The following is a 16,451-nucleotide window of genomic DNA, read 5'->3' as shown; positions in this document are numbered from 1 at the left end:
GGGCGGGGTCCACATTCCTGCCACCATATCGCCTCGCAATGACCCGATAAGCGGCAGGTTCTGGGCCCATTCGGCAGGTGAGGTGGCCGAGTCATCGTGAGATGACGTTTTGCAAAACGATGGAAAGGGAAATCCATGCGGAAAATAATGATTCTTGCGGCGAGTGCTGCGATGATGGTCGCCACCGCTGCGAGCGCGCAGCAGCAGCCTGCCCAGCCGCCGGCTGCGGCTCCCGCAGCGCCGGCCGCACCCGAAGGCCAGTCGGCTGCTCCGACGATCCAGAGCGTCACCGTCGTCGACATCAACGAACTGCCGAAGGAAACCCAGACGCAGGTCAACAATGTCGTGTCGCAGCGCAGCGACGACGATCTCAAGCAGTTGCGCAGTTCGATCGACGCCACGCCGCAGATCAAGTCGGCGCTGGAGGCCAAGGGGCTTACCTCGGCTCAGGTGATTGCCGCCAGCATGGCCAAGGACGGCGCGCTGACGCTGATCACCAAAAAGGCGAGCTGACGTCTTCTGCCGGCGGGCATGCCCGCCACATATTGCGGCGGGGGGCACCTCGGTGTTGCCGCAAACAGGCTTATGATTGCGCGATCCGCGGCGACCGGGGATGCCTGAAAAGAACGAAGCGCAACAAACCGTCGCATTCACGGAACCGCTGCCGTAGACTAGCCGTTTGGACGGCAGGGCCCGTGGAGGATCGGGCTCGAAATGGAATTCAAGGAGCACCGAATGACGCTTACGATGACCCGCGACGCGAAATGGATGCATGTTATCGCGGTCTTCGCATTTTTTCTTGCCGCCTGCGCGCCCAACATGGCGCTGATGGCGCAGGGGCTCGAAAGCCAGAAGGCTATCGACACGATCATCGGTTCCGACGTCCAGGAAGAGCAGGCCAGCGCCGAAGCGCAGCCTGAGCGGATCATCGCGGCCATCGAGAACACGCTCGCCACCACCAGCGAAGTGCGCAAGACCTCCAGTCTCGACAAGGTCGACATCGTCTTCCTGCCGGACGCTGCCGAAAACGGCCTGCCGCCGGAAGTCGACGCCAAGCTCAAGGAGCATGAGAAGGAAGTCGTCGACCTGCGCAAGGAACTGGAAGGCAACGCCATGCTGTTCCACGCCATCGATTCGCGCGCTGTCTTGATGCGCGACGTGGTCGCGGTCGAGTTCGACGGCGGCAAGAGCGTGATCATCTACGCAGCCGCCAAACCGAGCCGCTGAGGGCCGGGATCCTCTTCCATCAAGGCTAGAGGCGGCGGCGCGCTGCATGTCAGAGCGCCCCCATGATCTTCTGCCGAAATCCGTAAACTTCGCGCTTGCCGCCGAGCGGGATCAGCGTGACGTCGCGTTCCTGGCCAGGCTCGAAGCGCACGGCGGTGCCGGCGGCGATGTCGAGCCGCATGCCGCGCGCCTTTTCACGCTCGAAACGCAGCCCTTCGTTGGTTTCGAAGAAATGATAGTGGCTGCCGACCTGGATCGGGCGGTCGCCGGTGTTCGCCACTTTCAGCGTCACCGTCGGCAGGCCCTTGTTCAGCTCGATATCGCCTTCGGCCGTGATAATCTCGCCGGGTATCATGGACTTTCCCCCTAGCCGGCAACCGCCAGCCACACGCCGCCAAGTGCGGTGGCAGCCCCGGCCAGACGGGTGACAACGCGGCCGGTTTCACCACCGAGCAGACGGCCAAATCCGAGGCCGATGGCTATGCCTGCCGCGTGCAGCAGTGCCGTCGAGAGCGCAAAGCCGATGCCGAAGGAAGCGGCGCCCGCCGAACCGAGTTCGCCGCCATGGGCGTGGCCGTGGAAGAAGGCAAAGAAGCCGACCATGACCATGCCGGCCCAGGTCGGCACGTTCAGCGACATCGCCGCGAGCAGGCCGATAACCACGACCGATGCCAGGATCACCGGTTCGACGAAGGGGAGGGGTGCGCCGCTAATTGCCGCCGCAAACCCGAGCGTCATCGTGCCGACGAAGGCTGCGGGAACCAGCCAGAGCGAGCTTTCAAAGCCCTTGCGCGTGCCGAGCTGCGCCGCCCAGAGACCGACCGCAACCATCGCTAGGATATGGTCGACGCCAAACAGCGGATGCGAAACGCCCGCCATGAAGGAGCCATGCTCTGCCGGGTTGAGATGTGCAAAGGCCGGGGCGGCACTTACGGCCAATGCCAGCGCGGCGAGGGAAATTTTCCTGAGCATTTTTTTCTGTTCCTGATGTTGTCGGTAAAGTCTCAAGCAACCTTGCGCCGGCAAACAGCCTTCGGCTTTCAGCACGCGTTTGGCCGAAGCCGGATACTTTTTCAGCATCGCGGCGGGGCGGATAGGGCGCTGCGAAAAATTGCCGCCGCAGTTCGGACAGGTTCCGCCGAGTACGTTTTGCGCGCAATCGGCGCAGAAGGTGCATTCGAAGGTGCAGATCATGGCCTTGCCGCTCTCCGGCGGCAGGTCCCTGTCGCAGCATTCGCAATTGGGGCGAAGTTCCAGCATGGCGGCCTCCCTGCCGTGGTTTCAGCGTATCGGTTCGTGCACGGTCACCAGCTTGGTGCCGTCGGGAAAGGTTGCCTCGACCTGCACGTCGTGGATCATCTCGGCAATACCTTCCATGACCTGCGCCCGGCTTATGACATGGGCGCCGGCCTCCATCAGCTCGGCAACGGAGCGCCCGTCGCGCGCGCCTTCGACGACGAAATCGGTGATCAGGGCGATGGCTTCGGGATGGTTGAGCTTGACGCCGCGTTCCAGTCTCTTGCGGGCCACGATCGCCGCCATGGCGATCAGCAGCTTGTCTTTTTCGCGTGGCGTCAGGTTCATGCTGTTTCGAAATTCCCTAAAGTGACCAAACTTTTGGCAAGCCTGCCTGCCCGTTGAGCAATTCGATGAGCGGCACCAGCCGCTTGCGCAGGCTGTAGCCGTCTCCAGCGTGGAGCCTCGCAAGAAGCTTGCCAGTTCTGCCGACCCGCCATGCGCTGACGCCACCCTGATCGCCGATGATGGCGCGGGCGGCATCCACGAGCCGTTCCGGTTCCGGCGTGATGAACAGCACGGTGGCGACAGCGATGTCCCCGCCCGTCACCGCCGAACGCGCCAGCGTGCCGGCGATTTTCGGGCCCATCGAAAAATCCTCGGCATGGACCATTCGTCCGCCGCTTCTGATGCGCCAGCGGTCATGAAAACTGCCGTTTACAGCGCTTTCGCCCATGGCCAGCCGCCCGAAGATCGTCGCTTCGACGATCAACGCCTCGGCGTCGTGGGCAAGCTCGACGTCGAGCCTGCGCATGAAGGCCGCACGTTCGAAGACGATCGTTTCCTGCGGCAGCCAGGCGATTCTGCCGCCAGTGGCGACCGAGAGTTGCACCGAGGCTTCGGCACGGCCGGAATTGGCCTTGTAGACCTTCTCGCAGGCCTGCGTGGTGATGGTGGCGCTGGCACCCGCGCCGATGGCGATCTCCCAGCCGATCCGGTCGCCGCCGGTCAGTCCGCCGGCCGTGTTGATCAGGATCGCTTCCAGAGGGCCGCCGTCTGTCTGCGGCATGCGTATCTTGGCGGCTCCGTCCTGATAGAGCCGGGCCAGGCGCGTGCGCCCGTCGATAAAACTGGCCGACAATCGCGCGCTGGCTGAGACGCGCTGAAGGGAACGATCGACGGTTTCTATCGTTTGTGATGACATGAGGTTGCTCTTTCGCAGTACAGCCTAACGGTCGCAATGGGTTTGTCGAGATATGACTTGTTGCCTGATGGGCTTTCGCTTTCTATAGAGAGAAGCAGCTTCTTGCCGTTTTTGCCTGTTTTGGCACTTGCAGATGCTTTGCAGTCGCTCGTTTCGAAGCGCAACGATATAAATAGGCGTTTTGACTTGGGCAAACGTCGGGAATTGGGGAGAGGCGTGTTGGCGGATCAGCTGGCCCAGGACATTATCGACAAGATCAAGGTTCATGCGGAGCCGGACGGTGGCGAAGTAACGCCCCAGACCGAACTCACCGCGCTGGGCATCCATTCGCTCGAACTGACGGAAATCATCTTCGATCTTGAGGAAGCCTATGGCATCGACATCGAGATGAACACGGTGGAAGCCTGGAGCAATCTCAAGAATGTCGGCGACATGGTCGAGGCCGTGCGCGAACTGATCGCAAAAAAAGCCTGACATGGCGCGCCCACGTATCGTCATCACCGGCATGGGCGGGCTCTGCGCGCTTGGCACCAGCGTGCCGGCAATATGGGGCGCGATGCGGGCCGGCCGCTCGGGCATCGGCGAGATCACCACGGCGCCGCTTCACGAGCTGAAGGTACGTATCGGGGCCGAGATCAAGGAACTGCCCGATCACGGGCTCGACAAGAAGCGCCTCGTGACGATGGACCGCTTCAGCCTGCTGGCGGTGATTGCCGCTGGCGAAGCCATCCGCCAGGCGGGACTGAGCGTCGACGAAAGCAACACCGCGCGTATCGGCGCGACGATCGGCACCGGCATTTTCGGCGCCGAGACTGCGGAGGACAATTATCGCGGCCTGTTCATCGAGGGTCGACCGCGCGCCAGCGTGTTTACCGTCCCGCGCGTCATGCCGGGTGCGCCGGCCGGCCAGGTCAGCATGTCCTACGGCCTGCGCGGCCCGGTATTCGGCGTCACCTCCGCCTGTGCCTCCTCCAATCATGCCCTGGCGCTCGCTGCCGACCAGCTTCGGCTCGGCCGAGCCGATGTCATGATTGCCGGTGGCACCGATGCTCCGCTCGTCTATGGCGTCCTGAAGGGTTGGGAGGCGCTGCGCGCGCTGGCCCGCGAAACCTGCCGGCCGTTCTCGGCCGACCGCGACGGGCTGGTGATCGGCGAAGGCGCCGGCATGGCCGTTCTGGAGACCTACGACCATGCCGTCGCACGCGGCGCGACCATTCTGGCCGAGCTTGCCGGTGCCGGCATGTCCGGCGACGCGAGCGATATCGTGGCACCGACCGTCGAAGGGCCGGCCGCAGCGATGCGGGCCTGCCTTGCCGATGCCGGCCTGAAGCCTGAGGATGTCGACTACGTCAACGCCCATGGCACCGGCACCAAGGCCAATGACGAGATCGAAACGACCGCCATCCGCCGGGTATTCGGTGCGCATGCCGACCGGCTTTCGGTGTCGTCGACCAAATCCATGCACGCCCATTGCATGGGCGCCTCGGGCGGGCTTGAAATGATCGCCTGCGTCATGGCCATTCGCGAAGGCATCGTGCCGCCGACCGCCAACTATCGCGAGAAGGATGCAGCCTGCGATCTCGACGTGACGCCCAATGTAGCGAAGGAACGCGAAGTGCGCGCGGCAATCAGCAACGGATTTGCCTTTGGCGGCACCAATGCTGTTCTGGCGTTCAAGGCCGCGTGAAGGCTTGCGGCCCCGAAATCAACCTCACAGTCTCATTGATGAAGTGATCGCGAAGGCCTATTTGCCAAACTCCGTCTCCTAAGCCACCCTCCCAAGGATCTCCCATGACCGATCTTTCCGCTTTCCCGATCACCGCCCGCTGGCCGGCCAAGCACCCGGACCGCATCCAGCTTTATTCCTTCCCGACGCCGAACGGCGTGAAGGTTTCCATCGCGCTCGAGGAGCTGGGGCTTCCCTACGAACCCCACGCCATCAACATCGGCAAGGACGAGAGCTGGACGCCTGAATTCCTGTCGCTCAATCCGAACGGCAAGATCCCGGCGATCATCGATCCGAACGGCCCGGACGGGAAGCCGATCGGCCTGTTCGAATCCGGCGCGATCCTGCTCTATCTCGCCGAAAAGACCGGCAAGCTGATCCCCGCCGATGCGGCCGGGCGCTACGAGACGATCGAGTGGGTGTTTTTCCAGATGGCGGGCATCGGGCCGATGTTCGGCCAGCTCGGCTTCTTCCACAAATTCGCCGGCCGGGCGATCGAGGACAAGCGCCCGCTGGAGCGCTACCGCGACGAATCCAAGCGCCTGCTCGGTGTGCTCGACAGGCGCCTGGTCGGCCGCAAATGGGTCATGGGCAACGATTACACCATCGCCGATATCTCGATGCTTGGCTGGGTGCGCAACCTGATAGGCTTCTATGAAGCGCGCGAACTCGTCGGCTTCGACGACTTTGCGAATGTCGCGGCCTGGCTGGAGCGCGGCCTCGCGCGTCCTGCGGTGAAGGCAGGTCTTGAAATACCCGCCAGGGGCTAGGCAACAAAACAACTGCTGCGGCTTTTCTTTCGAAAGCCGCTCGTGAAATCGATTGAAGCGTCGGTGCCGGCCGGTTCCGACGCGAAGCGGAAAGCTACCTGGCTTTTGCCTTCGTCTTTCCGGCAACCTTGCCAGCCACGACGGTTGCAAGCCCGACGGCGACTGTTGCCGTGTCCTTGACCCCGCGCAGCACTTTCGTGCCGATGGATTCGGCACCCGCCTTGGCCTTCGCAACGGTCGACTTCGCCTTTGCAGTGGAGGCCTTGGCTTTCGCAGCCGCCGGTGCCTTGGCCGGTGCAGCTTTCGCCGCAGCGGTCTTTGCGCTTGCGGATTTAGTAGCCGCTGCCTTCGTTTTCGCAGCCGCTTTGGCTGGAGCAGCCTTTACCGCCGCCGGTGCCTTGACGCTTGCTGCCTTGCTGGCCTTGGCGGTCGCTTTCTTGGCCGCCGCCTTGGTTGCCGTCACTGCCTTGGCAGCCTTGCTGCCTGTGGTCTTGGCAGTTGCAGCCTTGGCAGGTGCCGCCTTGGCGGCTGCAGGCTTCTTCGCCGCCGCCTTTGGCGCTGCGGGAGCCTTGGCTGCGGCTTTCGCAGCAGGCGCCTTGGCCGACTTCTTGGTGTCCTTCGTGCGTTCGGCAAGGGCTGCCGCCGCGCCCGTCTTGGCCGCTGCTTGCTTGCCGGTCTTTGGAGATGCCTTCTTGGTCGCCATCATTCCAGTCCTCTCACACGGCACGGTTGCCGCGAACGCAGAATGAACGAAGCCGGCTTTTGTTCCAGTAGGCAGTTTTCTCTAGATCACCAGATCGGCGCTGCGGCGGCTTTTCAGCACGCGATCGACATTCGGCATGTCGTTGGAGGCAACCCACGCCCGGGCGTCTTCGTCGGATTTGCCGTGCTCATGCCAGCGCTGCAGCAGGCGGCGCTCCAGCTCCTCGCGCGCCACGTCGATGAAGATTCCGAAATCGAAAAGCGGGGCAAGGCCGCTCCACGGCGCTTCATCGAGCAGAAGATAATTGCCTTCCACCAGCACGAACTTGACGTCCGTGCCGATGATGGACGCGGCGGCGCGCGAAAGCTCCATGCTGCGGTCGAAGACGGGAATGGCGATGTCCGGTTCGGCCGCATGGATGCGGCGCAGCAGCACCTCGAAACCGGCATAGTCGAAGGTTTCCGGCGCGCCCTTGCGCGCCCGCAACCCGCGCTGGTGCAGAACGACATCGTCATAGTGGAAGCCGTCCATCGGCACCACGACCGCCGATCCCTCGGGCAGAAGATCGCGCAACTGTTCCGAGATCGTCGATTTGCCTGCGCCCGGCGCACCGGCGATGGCCACGACGAACCGTTTGCCCTTGGCCGCGCGCTTGAAGATCGTGGCGGCTATCGTCGCTATTTCGGACATCTTGCCTCCATTCGCCTGGAAGGTCCTATTCTGCTGCGTTATCGGCAAAATTTCAAACCTTCGCGTGATGCAATATGCCTGCGGCGACAGGTCCGCCCGCGGTTAATGGACCGGAAACCTTGATTGCGATAATTTGGGCAAGGCTGTAACGCGAGGGGTTCGTCGTCTCAGTCGTCCTCGCGTTCAATCAGGTAGCCTTCTTGCCGATCGCATCTCATCATCTTTCATCGCCTCTGCGCATGGTGGCAGTCCTTTTCCTCGCACTGGGCCTGCTCGCCGGCTGTTCGACCACCGGCACGCTGAATACGGTCCAGACGCCGCAGCAGAACCTTTCGCCAAAGCATGCGGCGATCGTCGTCGACGGCAGCACCGGCAAGGTTCTCTACGAGCAGAATTCGGAGGCCGCCCGCTATCCGGCCTCGCTCACCAAGATGATGACGCTCTATATGCTGTTCGAGGCGCTGGAGAGCGGCAAGCTGTCGAAATCATCGCAGATACCGGTGTCGGCCTATGCCGCGTCGCGCCCGCCGTCGAAGATCGGCCTGAAGCCGGGGCAGTCGATCGATGTGGAATCGGCGATCAGCGCGCTTTGCACCAAATCGGCCAACGATGTGGCCGTAGCGGTCGCCGAAGCGCTCGGCGGCACGGAAGAGCGTTTCGCCTCGATGATGACCGCCAAGGCGCGCCAGCTTGGCATGCGCGGCACCTTCTTCAACAACGCATCGGGCCTGCCCGACGAGGCGCAGCGCAGCACGGCGCGCGACATGGCGCTGCTCGGCATCGCCCTGCGCAAGCGCTTCCCGCAGCATTATGGCTATTTCTCCGCTACCTCTTTTGCCTACAACGGCAAGACCATCCGCGGCCATAACGACCTGCTCGGCCGGGTCAGCGGCGTCGACGGCATCAAGACCGGCTATATCCGCGCTTCCGGCTTCAACATCGTGACCTCGGTGAATTCCGGTGGCCGCAAGCTGGTGGTCGTCGTGATGGGCGGCGACACGGCGCGCAGCCGCAATGCCGAGGTCGAGCAGCTGATCGACCGCTACCTGCCGCAGGCAAGCCTGGGCGTCGCAACGCAATAGCGCAAGGCAACGTCAAGGCGTCGATTGCCACGCCTTGCGTTCCTTCAGCCATCGCACCTGCCGTCGGGCCCGGCGAAGCGCGGTCAGGGCAGCGCCGATCGCCACGATCGAGAGGGCGAGCGTCAACACCTCGTTCCGGCCGTGCCAGAGGAATTCCACGGCGGAAAACAGGGCTGCGGCGGTGATGACGGCCATGCGGTGCTGCTTGGCCATCGGCCCTGAAAAATCGCTCGGTGTGCCATTGGCGCGGCCAAGTTCGCGCACATAGGCAGTCAGCACCGCAAAGGCCGCTGCCGCCCAGCCGAGGCTCGGTGCGCCGATGCCGTATCCGACCCCGGCCAGGATGAATATGTCAGCAATCCTGTCGGGAAACTCGTTCCAGAACGGCCCGTCCGCCGCGGCCTTGCCGCCTTCCACGGCGACCATTCCGTCGAAAAGATTGCACAGCAGGCGAAGCTGGCAAAACAGCGCCGCCGCGACCAGCAGCAGGCTGCGAGCGGTGCCGCTGGTTTCCCCGGCAATCCAGAACGCCAGGCCAGCCACCGCAGCAGCGACGATGCTTGCCTGCGAAATGGCATTGGGGGTGATCGAAAGTGCTGCCATGCGCTTGGCGATCGTCTGCGCCCAGCGCGTGTTGCGGCTCGCCAGCGGCCTGCGGTCACCCTTGTCCAAGGTTATCTCCTCTCTGCCGGAAGATCGAATAATTGTAGGTCGCCGCATAGGTCGTGGAGACGATCAGCGGCACGGCGATGGTGCGCAGGATTTCGGGCGTGCCGCTCAAGGCGTGGATGGTGACGAGAATGCCGGTCGAGGCGAGACAGGCGATGAGCGGCGGCGCCCAAAGGCCCGTGGAGCCACTGAATCGCCGCGAGAGCGCATCGATGATCGATTTGAGGCAGAGCGTCAGGATGGCCGAAAGCGTGCCCTGCACGACGCCGGCGAAAAGCGGGCGCGGCATGGGGTGGGCGCGATTGGCGAAGAGGGCCCAGCCGCCCATCGCCACGAAGGCGAAGATGACGTGAACCACACCGCTGCCGGCAAGCGCGCGCAGCCGCGCCATCATCACGCCGCCCACCAGTAGCGGGTGAGATGGAAGAAGATCGGGGCGGAAAAGACGACCGAATCCAGCCGGTCGATGAGGCCGCCATGGCCCTCGATCAGATTTCCCCAGTCCTTGACGCCGCGATCCCGTTTGATCGCCGACATGACCAGCCCGCCGAAGAAACCCATCAGGGTGATGACCAGCGCCATCACGCCGGCCTGAATGGGCGTGAACGGCGTTATCCACCACAGGCCGGCGCCGATCAGCGTCGCGCTGGCAACGCCGCCGACGAAGCCCTCGACGGTCTTCGACGGCGAGAGGTTGGGCGCGATCTTGGTGCGCCCGAACAGCTTGCCCCAGACATATTGCAGGACGTCGCTGAGCTGCACGACGATGACGAGGAAGGCGATCAGCAGCACGTTGCGGCCTTCATAGCCGGGGATATGCAAGGTCAGCAGCGCCGGCACATGCGAGGCGCAGAAGACGCAGATCATCAACGCCCATTGCACCTCCGAGATGCGGATGAGGAAATGCTGGGTGTCACCACGCATGACGGCGATGATGGGCATCAGGAGGAAGGCATAGACGGGGATGAATATGGAGAAGATGCCGTAATCCTCGGTCCACAGCAGAAAATACTGCACCGGCAGGACGACGAAAAAGGCGGTGGCCAGTGCCCAGTGGTCGGCGCGCCGCGTGTTGGTCAGGGTCACGAATTCGCGCAGCGCCGCAAACGAGCAGAACGCAAACAGGATGAGCACGCCGATGCGTCCGGCAACGAAAGCGATGGCGATCAGGATCGCCATGACCCACCACGCATTGATGCGGGAATTGAGGTTTTCGATGGCCGCATTCGATCCATCCGGCGACAGCCGCCGTTGCAGGACGTAGCCGACGAGCGACGCGACGAGCAGGACCCCGAATATGCCGAGGACCAGAAGGAACATGTCGTATTGGGTCGCGCTCATTCGCTGCCGCCTGCCTGTTTCGGGGAGAGCGCAAGCAGCGCCGCATGCGCCCGCTCGATAAATGCTTCCTTCGCCTCGCCGCTCGCCAGGTGCATCGGCGCGCCGAATGTCACGGTGCATATCAGCGGTATGGGCACGAATTCGCCCTTCGGCATCACCCGGTTGAGATTGGCGATCCAGACCGGCACCAGGTCGACATCGGGCCGTGCCGTTGCCAGATGAAACAGGCCGCTCTTGAAGGGCAGCAGCTGCGCATCCGTCTGGTTGCGCGTGCCTTCGGGAAAGAAGATCAGCGACGAACCCTCATCCAGGGCCTGCGCCATGGTCTCGACCGGGTCGGCCTCGCGCAGCTCGCGGTCGCGCTGGATCAGCACGGCGTTGAAGACGTCGCGGCCGATGAAGCTGGTGAGCTTCGACTTGAGCCAGTAATCGGCCCCGGCAACCGGCCGCACCCGCCGGCGCAGGCGCGGCGGCAGCACGGTCCAGATCAGGACGAAATCGCCATGGCTGGAATGGTTGGCGAAATAGACGGAGCGGCGACGCGGCAACCCGCTTTCATGCCAGGTCGCCCTGACCGCGGTGACCGCACGGGCAAACAGGAGAACGACCTCCGCCGCAAACTTCGCGATCAGCGCCCTCATTCAGCCTCCCGCTGCACGTCAATCTCTGTGTCAATGCGAATAGCCGAAGCGGCGGGCGCTGAATACCCTCCCATGCGTGTTGCACCCATCCATCAAAAGGCGAGCAGCACAATCCGGCGGCATGCGAACTGCAAAGACCAGCGCGTATCGCCCGACAACATCGAAGCTGTGACTTCTGCAATCGGAAGGCGCGCAGTTTCATTTGCCCGTTGAAGCCTGCCAGCGCTTCGGCTATGAAGCGGTCAGCCGGGCGTTGCCTGGCCGGGAATTTCTGGGACGACGGTCGTCGTTTCAGCCAGGCACCCGTAGCTCAGCTGGATAGAGCGCTGCCCTCCGAAGGCAGAGGTCACAGGTTCGAATCCTGTCGGGTGCGCCAATAAATTCAAAGTGTTGAGCTCTGGCGAGGCAGGAGCTACAGGTTCAGATGAACCAAACCCGTCAAGCAACGGGGCGCTGCCATTAGCCGAACACGTACCGCGCCGTCCTGATCATCCGGCGGGCGCAGTCTGAACGCATTTCAGAGCCTCGCGGCTCTCTTGTGGCGATGCACGATCTTTTCATGGGCGCCCATCAGATGATGACCCATCAATTCTGATCGCACATCGATGAGATTGCCGCTGGATTTCGCCGCGTACATCAGCCTGTCAGCCCGGTCTAGAAGTGCGTCGAACGACACGCCAGCCGATGCTTCGGCCAGCCCTATCGCTGCGCCGACCTGGATCAGGTTTTCATCGATCACGGTGAGTTCTGCGATCATTTTTGCCAGATCGAAGAAGCGGGAAAGCGAGAAAGCGTCATCCGCTTGGTACACGGACACGATGCCGAACTCGTCGCCACCGAGGCGGGCGATGAAATCTCGCGTGTCCCCCCATTCGACCAGCTGCTTGGCGATAGACCGAAGCAGCTGATCGCCCACTGAATGCCCGAAATTGTCATTGACGCGCTTGAAGCGGTTGAGGTCGATGTAAGCCAGGAACAGCCGGGATTCCGACGATAGCTCGGCCAAGGCTCCGCGTAGATGCGTTTCGAAGGACGACCGGTTCTGAATTCCCGTCATCGCATCAACTTGAGCGGCATGCAAAATTGCCTGCTCGAACGCTTTCCGCTCCGAGTTGTCGAGCATGATCTCGATATCGAAGCTTTCGCCGGCAATTCGCCGTCGCTGCGCGGTTATGAGCGTCGGTATGATGCGCCCGCTGATGTGCTGCATTTCCACTTCGGCGAGTTTGTAGAAGCCCTGTGTTTCAAGCAGGTTCATCCGCGCGAGGCGCCCCGGATCGTCGATCGAATAGGGCAGATCGGCCCCGAGGGGCTTACCGTCGATCTCGCCCCAGGTGCGCCCTATAAGATGGAGATAGGCCGGATTCACTTTGATGTAGCGAGAATCGTGGTCGGTCGTGGAAATCGAGAATGGCACCGGAGACAGATCGAACAGATCTCGCAATGCCGCGTCTAGAACATTTTCGGAAATCATCGCCCCTCGCACACCACCCTGCTGAACGGATACCGCAAGCCTGTTAAATATCGTTGAATGAGTTGGGTATGGCGCGCATCATTGGAACGAAAGGCTCCGCGACGGACGGCGCACGTCCGTTGATGATGCCGCATTGCACAATCGCGGCATCTGAGCAAAATGCGGCATGGTTCGAAAACCCCTCGCCGTCCTTGTGATCGACGAAAACCGTATCCGCGCTTCCATCATCGAGGCGGGACTGCGGGAGGCCGGGCATGAGCAGGTGACGGTCGTCCATGACGTGACGGGAATTGCGCGGCGGATCGCCGAGATCGAGCCGGACGTCATCGTCATCGATCTCGAAAACCCCAACCGCGACATGCTGGAAAACATGTTCCAGCTTTCGCGCGTGGTGAAGCGGCCCATCGCCATGTTCGTCGATCGCTCCGACCAGGCTTCGATCGAGGCCGCGGTTGATGCCGGCGTATCTGCCTATGTCGTCGACGGGTTGCGGCAGGAGCGGGTGAAGCCGATCCTCGACATGGCGATCAGCCGCTTCAACGCCTTTTCGCGCATGGCGCGCGAGCTGGAGGAAGCGCGCAACGAACTCGAGAACCGCAAGGTGATCGACCGGGCCAAGGGCATTCTCATGAAGTCGCGCGGCCTGTCGGAAGACGCGGCCTACACGCTGCTGCGCAAGACCGCCATGAACCAGAACCGCAAGATCAGCGACATCGCCCAAAGCCTTGTCACCGCTGCCGACCTCTTGGGTCCGGGGGAGAGTTGAAGATGGGTTTCGAACACCAGATCAACGCCGGCTTCATGCCGCTCTTCGACAGCGCCGTGCTCGTCACCGCCAAGGAGATAGGCTTCGCGGCGCGCGAAGGCGTCGACCTGACGCTGAACCGCGAAACCTCATGGGCCAATATCCGCGACCGCATCGCGATCGGCCATTTCGACCTCGCGCATATGCTGGGGCCGATGCCGGTCGCCTGCAATCTGGGCTTGTCGCCGCTGGCCTCCGACACCATCGTGCCCTTCGCGCTTGGGTTGGGCGGCAATTGCGTGACGGTTTCGAATGAAGTGTGGGCCGGCATGGCCATACACGGCGCTCTGCCCGATCTCGACCCGGCGCGAACCGGCAAGGCATTGGGCGCGCTGATCCGCGAGCGGGCGCAGGCTGGACGCGATCCCTTACGCTTTGCGGTCGTGCATCCCCATTCGGGGCACAATTACGAGCTGCGCTACTGGCTCGCCGCCTGCGGCATCGATCCTTCACGGGATATCGAAATCGTCATCGTGCCGCCGCCCTTCATGGCCGATGCGCTCGCCGCCGGCCGCATCGACGGCTATTGCGTCGGCGAACCCTGGAACAGCGCCTCGGTTGTCGCCGGCACCGGCCATATCGCCACCGTCAAGGCCAGAATCTGGCGCAACAGCCCGGAAAAGGTTCTGGGCGTGCGCAAGGCCTGGGCCGAAAAGCATCCGGAGGCGCTTGCGGCCCTGTTGCGCGCCTTGCATCACGCGGCGCGCTGGTGCCAGGATCCGGCAAATCGCGGCGAACTGGCCGCCCTGATGGCGCAGCCGGCATTCCTCGGCCTCTCGCCGGAACTGCAGATGCCGGTCCTGACCGGACGCCTCGCGCTGGGCGGCGGTGCTGAACTGGCTGTCGACGACTTTTTTCTGCCCTTCGACAAGGCGGCAAGCTTTCCGTGGAAAAGCCACGCGCTGTGGTTCTACACGCAGATGGTGCGCTGGGGCGATATCGCCCATACGCCCGAAAATGCCGAGATCGCCCGCAATTGCTATCGCCCCGATCTCTACCGCGCGGCCCTCAAGCCGCTCGGCGTCGCATTGCCGGGGGCGAATGCCAAGGTCGAGGGTGCGCTGACGACTGCCACGCCGGTTGGCTCGGCCGGCGCCAGTCTCATCCTTGGCCCGGATGGCTTCTTCGATGGCGGCATCTTCGATCCCGATCGCATCGACGACTATCTGGCGACGCAGAAATTTACGGTCGCGCACGCTTGAGCATTTATTGCGCACGATGATGCATTGCACAATTTTTGTGCGAATGCACATTCGACGTGGCTAATGCGTGAACGGCGCAATTTGCCGCCTCATTGACGCGCTGAAGAAATTTCATTGATTCCATTGATGAATTAGCCCGTTCTCAAAACTGGCACGGTTCCTGCTTCACTAACGACAGGCCCTCGGGTCACGGAACAGGCGTCCAATGACGGGCGCCACAGGCAAAGCTGCCGATCAGGAAGACGCGATCCCGGATGTACGGACGCGACGACCTGGCCGGCAGCTTTTTTGTTTTTGACCGAACCGAACACGCAATCGATGGCGCGACCCTCCCTGCGCCCAGCCGGAGACACCGATGACGAAACGGATCGAGACTGGATCACCCCTGAAGGCGCTGACGCGCCGCGACTTCCTCGTCAGCAGCGCAACCACGGCGGCCATGTTCGTGGCGGCGCGCAAGCTTTTCCCGTCGGGCGCCTATGCCGCGACCTCCGCCCCGGAAGTGACCGGCGCCAAGCTCGGCTTCATCGCGCTGACGGATGCCGCGCCGCTGGTCGTCGCCAAGGAAAAGGGCTTCTTCGAAAAGCACGGCATGCCCGATGTCGAGGTGCTGAAACAGGCGTCATGGGGTGCAACGCGTGACAATCTCGTTCTCGGCGGCGAAGCCAACGGCATTGACGGCGCGCACATCCTGACGCCGATGCCCTACCTCATGCACACCGGCAAGGTGACGCAGAACAACCAGCCGCTGCCGATGGCGATCGTGGCACGGCTTAATTACGACTGCCAGGGCATCTCGGTCGCGCAGGAATATGCCGAAACCGGCGTGACGCTGGACTCCTCGAAACTGAGGGAAGCATTCGCGAAAAAGAAGGCCGAGGGCAAGGACGTCAAGGTCGCCATGACCTTTCCGGGTGGCACTCACGATCTCTGGATCCGCTACTGGCTCGCCGCCGGCGGCATCGACCCTGACAAGGATGTTTCCACCATCGTCGTGCCGCCGCCGCAGATGGTCGCCAACATGAAGGTCGGCAACATGGATGCCTTCTGCGTTGGCGAGCCGTGGAACGAGCAGCTCGTGCATCAGGGCATCGGCTTCACCGCCGCCACGACGGGCGAGCTGTGGAAGGGCCATCCCGAAAAGACCTTCGGCCTGCGCGCCGATTTCATCGAGAAGAACCCGAATGCGGTGAAGGCCATGCTGATGGCCGTCATGGAAGCCCAGCAATGGTGCGATGCCATGGAAAACAAGGAGGAGATGAGCGCCATCCTCGGCAAGCGGCAATGGTTCAACGTGCCGCCCGCCGACATCATCGGCCGCCTCAAGGGCGATATTAATTATGGCAATGGCCGCGTCGCCACCGGCACCGATCTGTACATGAAGTTCTGGAAGGGCGGCGTCTCCTACCCGTTCCGCAGCCACGAAAGCTGGTTCCTCGCCGAGAACATCCGCTGGGGCAAGTTCGCGCCTGACACAGACATCAAGGCGCTGGTCGGGCAGGTCAATCGCGAGGATCTGTGGCGAGAGGCCGCCAAGGAACTCGGCGTCGCCGAAGCCGATGTTCCGGCCTCGGCGTCGCGTGGGCCGGAAACCTTCTTCGACGGCAAGGTCTTCGATCCCGAGAACCTGTCCGCCTATCTCGAATCGCTCTCGATCAAGGTCGCGTCCTGATCCCGCCGG

General features: G+C 62.8%; 20 protein-coding genes, 1 tRNA gene and 1 pseudogene. 10 read left to right on the top strand and 12 right to left on the bottom strand.

The window, feature by feature from the left end:
* Positions 1 to 135: 135 nt before the first annotated feature.
* Positions 136 to 513, top strand: coding sequence for a hypothetical protein (locus DZG07_RS01670; protein WP_119813807.1), 378 nt, complete (start codon positions 136 to 138; stop codon positions 511 to 513).
* Positions 514 to 735: 222 nt separating this feature from the next.
* Positions 736 to 1,227 (top strand): hypothetical protein, encoded by a 492-nt coding sequence (locus DZG07_RS01665; RefSeq protein ID WP_119813805.1) that lies wholly within the window; start codon positions 736 to 738, stop codon positions 1,225 to 1,227.
* A 49-nt stretch (positions 1,228 to 1,276) separates the two neighbouring features.
* Here DZG07_RS01665 and DZG07_RS01660 read toward each other — a convergent pair whose 3' ends face one another.
* The 5 genes and pseudogenes from DZG07_RS01660 to DZG07_RS01645 all read right to left on the bottom strand — a co-directional run bounded on the left by DZG07_RS01660 (position 1,277) and on the right by DZG07_RS01645 (position 3,667).
* Entirely contained in the window at positions 1,277 to 1,582 is a 306-nt protein-coding gene (locus tag DZG07_RS01660; protein ID WP_091911468.1) for an urease subunit beta, read from the bottom strand.
* 11 nt (positions 1,583 to 1,593) lie between these two features.
* Positions 1,594 to 2,199, bottom strand: a complete 606-nt coding sequence (locus DZG07_RS01655; protein WP_165867620.1) for a HupE/UreJ family protein — start codon at positions 2,197 to 2,199, stop codon at positions 1,594 to 1,596.
* Between the two features lie 177 nt (positions 2,200 to 2,376).
* Positions 2,377 to 2,487: pseudogene (locus DZG07_RS24160) on the bottom strand (DUF1272 domain-containing protein); the annotation flags it as partial.
* Positions 2,488 to 2,508: 21 nt separating this feature from the next.
* A complete protein-coding gene (locus DZG07_RS01650) occupies positions 2,509 to 2,811 on the bottom strand; it encodes an urease subunit gamma (protein WP_119813801.1) in 303 nt (100 codons plus the stop codon).
* A 16-nt stretch (positions 2,812 to 2,827) separates the two neighbouring features.
* Positions 2,828 to 3,667, bottom strand: coding sequence for an urease accessory protein UreD (locus tag DZG07_RS01645; RefSeq protein ID WP_119813799.1), 840 nt, complete (start codon positions 3,665 to 3,667; stop codon positions 2,828 to 2,830).
* A 219-nt stretch (positions 3,668 to 3,886) separates the two neighbouring features.
* Here DZG07_RS01645 and DZG07_RS01640 point away from each other — a divergent pair, with 219 nt between their 5' ends.
* From DZG07_RS01640 to DZG07_RS01630, 3 genes are all read left to right on the top strand, one after another.
* Entirely contained in the window at positions 3,887 to 4,141 is a 255-nt protein-coding gene (locus DZG07_RS01640; protein ID WP_091911462.1) for an acyl carrier protein, read from the top strand.
* Between the two features lies 1 nt (position 4,142).
* On the top strand, positions 4,143 to 5,354 hold the full coding sequence (locus DZG07_RS01635; protein ID WP_119813797.1) for a beta-ketoacyl-[acyl-carrier-protein] synthase family protein: 1,212 nt from the start codon (positions 4,143 to 4,145) through the stop codon (positions 5,352 to 5,354).
* A gap of 104 nt (positions 5,355 to 5,458) precedes the next feature.
* On the top strand, positions 5,459 to 6,163 hold the full coding sequence (locus tag DZG07_RS01630; RefSeq protein ID WP_119813795.1) for a glutathione S-transferase N-terminal domain-containing protein: 705 nt from the start codon (positions 5,459 to 5,461) through the stop codon (positions 6,161 to 6,163).
* Positions 6,164 to 6,257: 94 nt separating this feature from the next.
* Here DZG07_RS01630 and DZG07_RS01625 read toward each other — a convergent pair whose 3' ends face one another.
* Positions 6,258 to 6,869 carry a histone gene (locus DZG07_RS01625; RefSeq protein WP_119813793.1) on the bottom strand — a complete coding sequence of 204 codons (612 nt, stop codon included), beginning with the start codon at positions 6,867 to 6,869 and terminating at the stop codon, positions 6,258 to 6,260.
* A 78-nt stretch (positions 6,870 to 6,947) separates the two neighbouring features.
* A complete protein-coding gene (locus DZG07_RS01620; RefSeq protein ID WP_119813791.1) occupies positions 6,948 to 7,556 on the bottom strand; it encodes a nucleoside triphosphate hydrolase in 609 nt (202 codons plus the stop codon).
* A gap of 239 nt (positions 7,557 to 7,795) precedes the next feature.
* Between DZG07_RS01620 and DZG07_RS01615 the strand changes: the two genes are divergently transcribed.
* On the top strand, positions 7,796 to 8,638 hold the full coding sequence (locus DZG07_RS01615) for a D-alanyl-D-alanine carboxypeptidase family protein (protein ID WP_091911455.1): 843 nt from the start codon (positions 7,796 to 7,798) through the stop codon (positions 8,636 to 8,638).
* A gap of 12 nt (positions 8,639 to 8,650) precedes the next feature.
* Here the strand turns inward: DZG07_RS01615 and DZG07_RS01610 are convergent, their stop codons facing one another.
* Genes DZG07_RS01610 through DZG07_RS01595 form a run of 4 tightly spaced genes read right to left on the bottom strand, consistent with a single transcriptional unit; the run spans position 8,651 to position 11,289 of the window.
* The gene (locus DZG07_RS01610) at positions 8,651 to 9,358 is read right to left on the bottom strand and encodes a CDP-alcohol phosphatidyltransferase family protein (RefSeq protein WP_119813789.1); all 708 of its coding nucleotides are present in this window, start codon (positions 9,356 to 9,358) and stop codon (positions 8,651 to 8,653) included.
* Positions 9,297 to 9,701 (bottom strand): hypothetical protein, encoded by a 405-nt coding sequence (locus DZG07_RS01605; RefSeq protein WP_119821295.1) that lies wholly within the window; start codon positions 9,699 to 9,701, stop codon positions 9,297 to 9,299. Before DZG07_RS01605 ends, DZG07_RS01610 begins: the two co-directional genes overlap by 62 nt.
* Positions 9,701 to 10,648: a phosphatidate cytidylyltransferase gene (locus DZG07_RS01600; protein ID WP_119813787.1), complete on the bottom strand. Its 948-nt coding sequence runs from the start codon at positions 10,646 to 10,648 to the stop codon at positions 9,701 to 9,703. Before DZG07_RS01600 ends, DZG07_RS01605 begins: the two co-directional genes overlap by 1 nt.
* The gene (locus DZG07_RS01595; protein ID WP_119813785.1) at positions 10,645 to 11,289 is read right to left on the bottom strand and encodes a lysophospholipid acyltransferase family protein; all 645 of its coding nucleotides are present in this window, start codon (positions 11,287 to 11,289) and stop codon (positions 10,645 to 10,647) included. Before DZG07_RS01595 ends, DZG07_RS01600 begins: the two co-directional genes overlap by 4 nt.
* Before the next feature lie 299 nt (positions 11,290 to 11,588).
* Between DZG07_RS01595 and DZG07_RS01590 the strand changes: the two genes are divergently transcribed.
* Positions 11,589 to 11,665, top strand: a tRNA-Arg gene (locus DZG07_RS01590).
* Positions 11,666 to 11,806: 141 nt separating this feature from the next.
* Here the strand turns inward: DZG07_RS01590 and DZG07_RS01585 are convergent.
* Positions 11,807 to 12,763 (bottom strand): sensor domain-containing diguanylate cyclase, encoded by a 957-nt coding sequence (locus DZG07_RS01585; protein WP_119813783.1) that lies wholly within the window; start codon positions 12,761 to 12,763, stop codon positions 11,807 to 11,809.
* 166 nt (positions 12,764 to 12,929) lie between these two features.
* On the opposite strand from DZG07_RS01585, the gene DZG07_RS01580 reads away from it, so the two are divergent.
* The 3 genes from DZG07_RS01580 to DZG07_RS01570 all read left to right on the top strand — a co-directional run bounded on the left by DZG07_RS01580 (position 12,930) and on the right by DZG07_RS01570 (position 16,442).
* Entirely contained in the window at positions 12,930 to 13,529 is a 600-nt protein-coding gene (locus tag DZG07_RS01580; protein ID WP_091911448.1) for an ANTAR domain-containing response regulator, read from the top strand.
* 2 nt (positions 13,530 to 13,531) lie between these two features.
* The gene (locus DZG07_RS01575; protein WP_162931531.1) at positions 13,532 to 14,770 is read left to right on the top strand and encodes a CmpA/NrtA family ABC transporter substrate-binding protein; all 1,239 of its coding nucleotides are present in this window, start codon (positions 13,532 to 13,534) and stop codon (positions 14,768 to 14,770) included.
* 355 nt (positions 14,771 to 15,125) lie between these two features.
* Positions 15,126 to 16,442: a CmpA/NrtA family ABC transporter substrate-binding protein gene (locus DZG07_RS01570; RefSeq protein WP_119813779.1), complete on the top strand. Its 1,317-nt coding sequence runs from the start codon at positions 15,126 to 15,128 to the stop codon at positions 16,440 to 16,442.
* Positions 16,443 to 16,451 lie beyond the last annotated feature (9 nt).

Source organism: Mesorhizobium sp. DCY119, assembly GCF_003590645.1.
Classification (GTDB): Bacteria; Pseudomonadota; Alphaproteobacteria; order Rhizobiales; family Rhizobiaceae; genus Mesorhizobium_M.
The sequence above is the reverse complement of the archived record's forward strand: the minus strand, read 5'-3'. Positions and strand labels throughout refer to the sequence as shown.

What these genes read in the sequence shown, in the direction of transcription:
- DZG07_RS01660 (WP_091911468.1), bottom strand. Translation starts at nt 1,582, where the DNA reads ATGATACCCGGCGAGATTATCACGGCCGAAGGCGATATCGAGCTGAAC.
- DZG07_RS01600 (WP_119813787.1), bottom strand. Translation starts at nt 10,648, where the DNA reads ATGAGCGCGACCCAATACGACATGTTCCTTCTGGTCCTCGGCATATTC.
- DZG07_RS01670 (WP_119813807.1), top strand. Translation starts at nt 136, where the DNA reads ATGCGGAAAATAATGATTCTTGCGGCGAGTGCTGCGATGATGGTCGCC.
- DZG07_RS01620 (WP_119813791.1), bottom strand. Translation starts at nt 7,556, where the DNA reads ATGTCCGAAATAGCGACGATAGCCGCCACGATCTTCAAGCGCGCGGCC.
- DZG07_RS01665 (WP_119813805.1), top strand. Translation starts at nt 736, where the DNA reads ATGACGCTTACGATGACCCGCGACGCGAAATGGATGCATGTTATCGCG.
- DZG07_RS01570 (WP_119813779.1), top strand. Translation starts at nt 15,126, where the DNA reads ATGACGAAACGGATCGAGACTGGATCACCCCTGAAGGCGCTGACGCGC.
- DZG07_RS01635 (WP_119813797.1), top strand. Translation starts at nt 4,143, where the DNA reads ATGGCGCGCCCACGTATCGTCATCACCGGCATGGGCGGGCTCTGCGCG.
- DZG07_RS01595 (WP_119813785.1), bottom strand. Translation starts at nt 11,289, where the DNA reads ATGAGGGCGCTGATCGCGAAGTTTGCGGCGGAGGTCGTTCTCCTGTTT.
- DZG07_RS01650 (WP_119813801.1), bottom strand. Translation starts at nt 2,811, where the DNA reads ATGAACCTGACGCCACGCGAAAAAGACAAGCTGCTGATCGCCATGGCG.
- DZG07_RS01605 (WP_119821295.1), bottom strand. Translation starts at nt 9,701, where the DNA reads ATGATGGCGCGGCTGCGCGCGCTTGCCGGCAGCGGTGTGGTTCACGTC.
- DZG07_RS01645 (WP_119813799.1), bottom strand. Translation starts at nt 3,667, where the DNA reads ATGTCATCACAAACGATAGAAACCGTCGATCGTTCCCTTCAGCGCGTC.
- DZG07_RS01575 (WP_162931531.1), top strand. Translation starts at nt 13,532, where the DNA reads ATGGGTTTCGAACACCAGATCAACGCCGGCTTCATGCCGCTCTTCGAC.
- DZG07_RS01630 (WP_119813795.1), top strand. Translation starts at nt 5,459, where the DNA reads ATGACCGATCTTTCCGCTTTCCCGATCACCGCCCGCTGGCCGGCCAAG.
- DZG07_RS01615 (WP_091911455.1), top strand. Translation starts at nt 7,796, where the DNA reads ATGGTGGCAGTCCTTTTCCTCGCACTGGGCCTGCTCGCCGGCTGTTCG.
- DZG07_RS01625 (WP_119813793.1), bottom strand. Translation starts at nt 6,869, where the DNA reads ATGATGGCGACCAAGAAGGCATCTCCAAAGACCGGCAAGCAAGCAGCG.
- DZG07_RS01610 (WP_119813789.1), bottom strand. Translation starts at nt 9,358, where the DNA reads ATGCGGCGACCTACAATTATTCGATCTTCCGGCAGAGAGGAGATAACC.
- DZG07_RS01655 (WP_165867620.1), bottom strand. Translation starts at nt 2,199, where the DNA reads ATGCTCAGGAAAATTTCCCTCGCCGCGCTGGCATTGGCCGTAAGTGCC.
- DZG07_RS01585 (WP_119813783.1), bottom strand. Translation starts at nt 12,763, where the DNA reads ATGATTTCCGAAAATGTTCTAGACGCGGCATTGCGAGATCTGTTCGAT.
- DZG07_RS01580 (WP_091911448.1), top strand. Translation starts at nt 12,930, where the DNA reads ATGGTTCGAAAACCCCTCGCCGTCCTTGTGATCGACGAAAACCGTATC.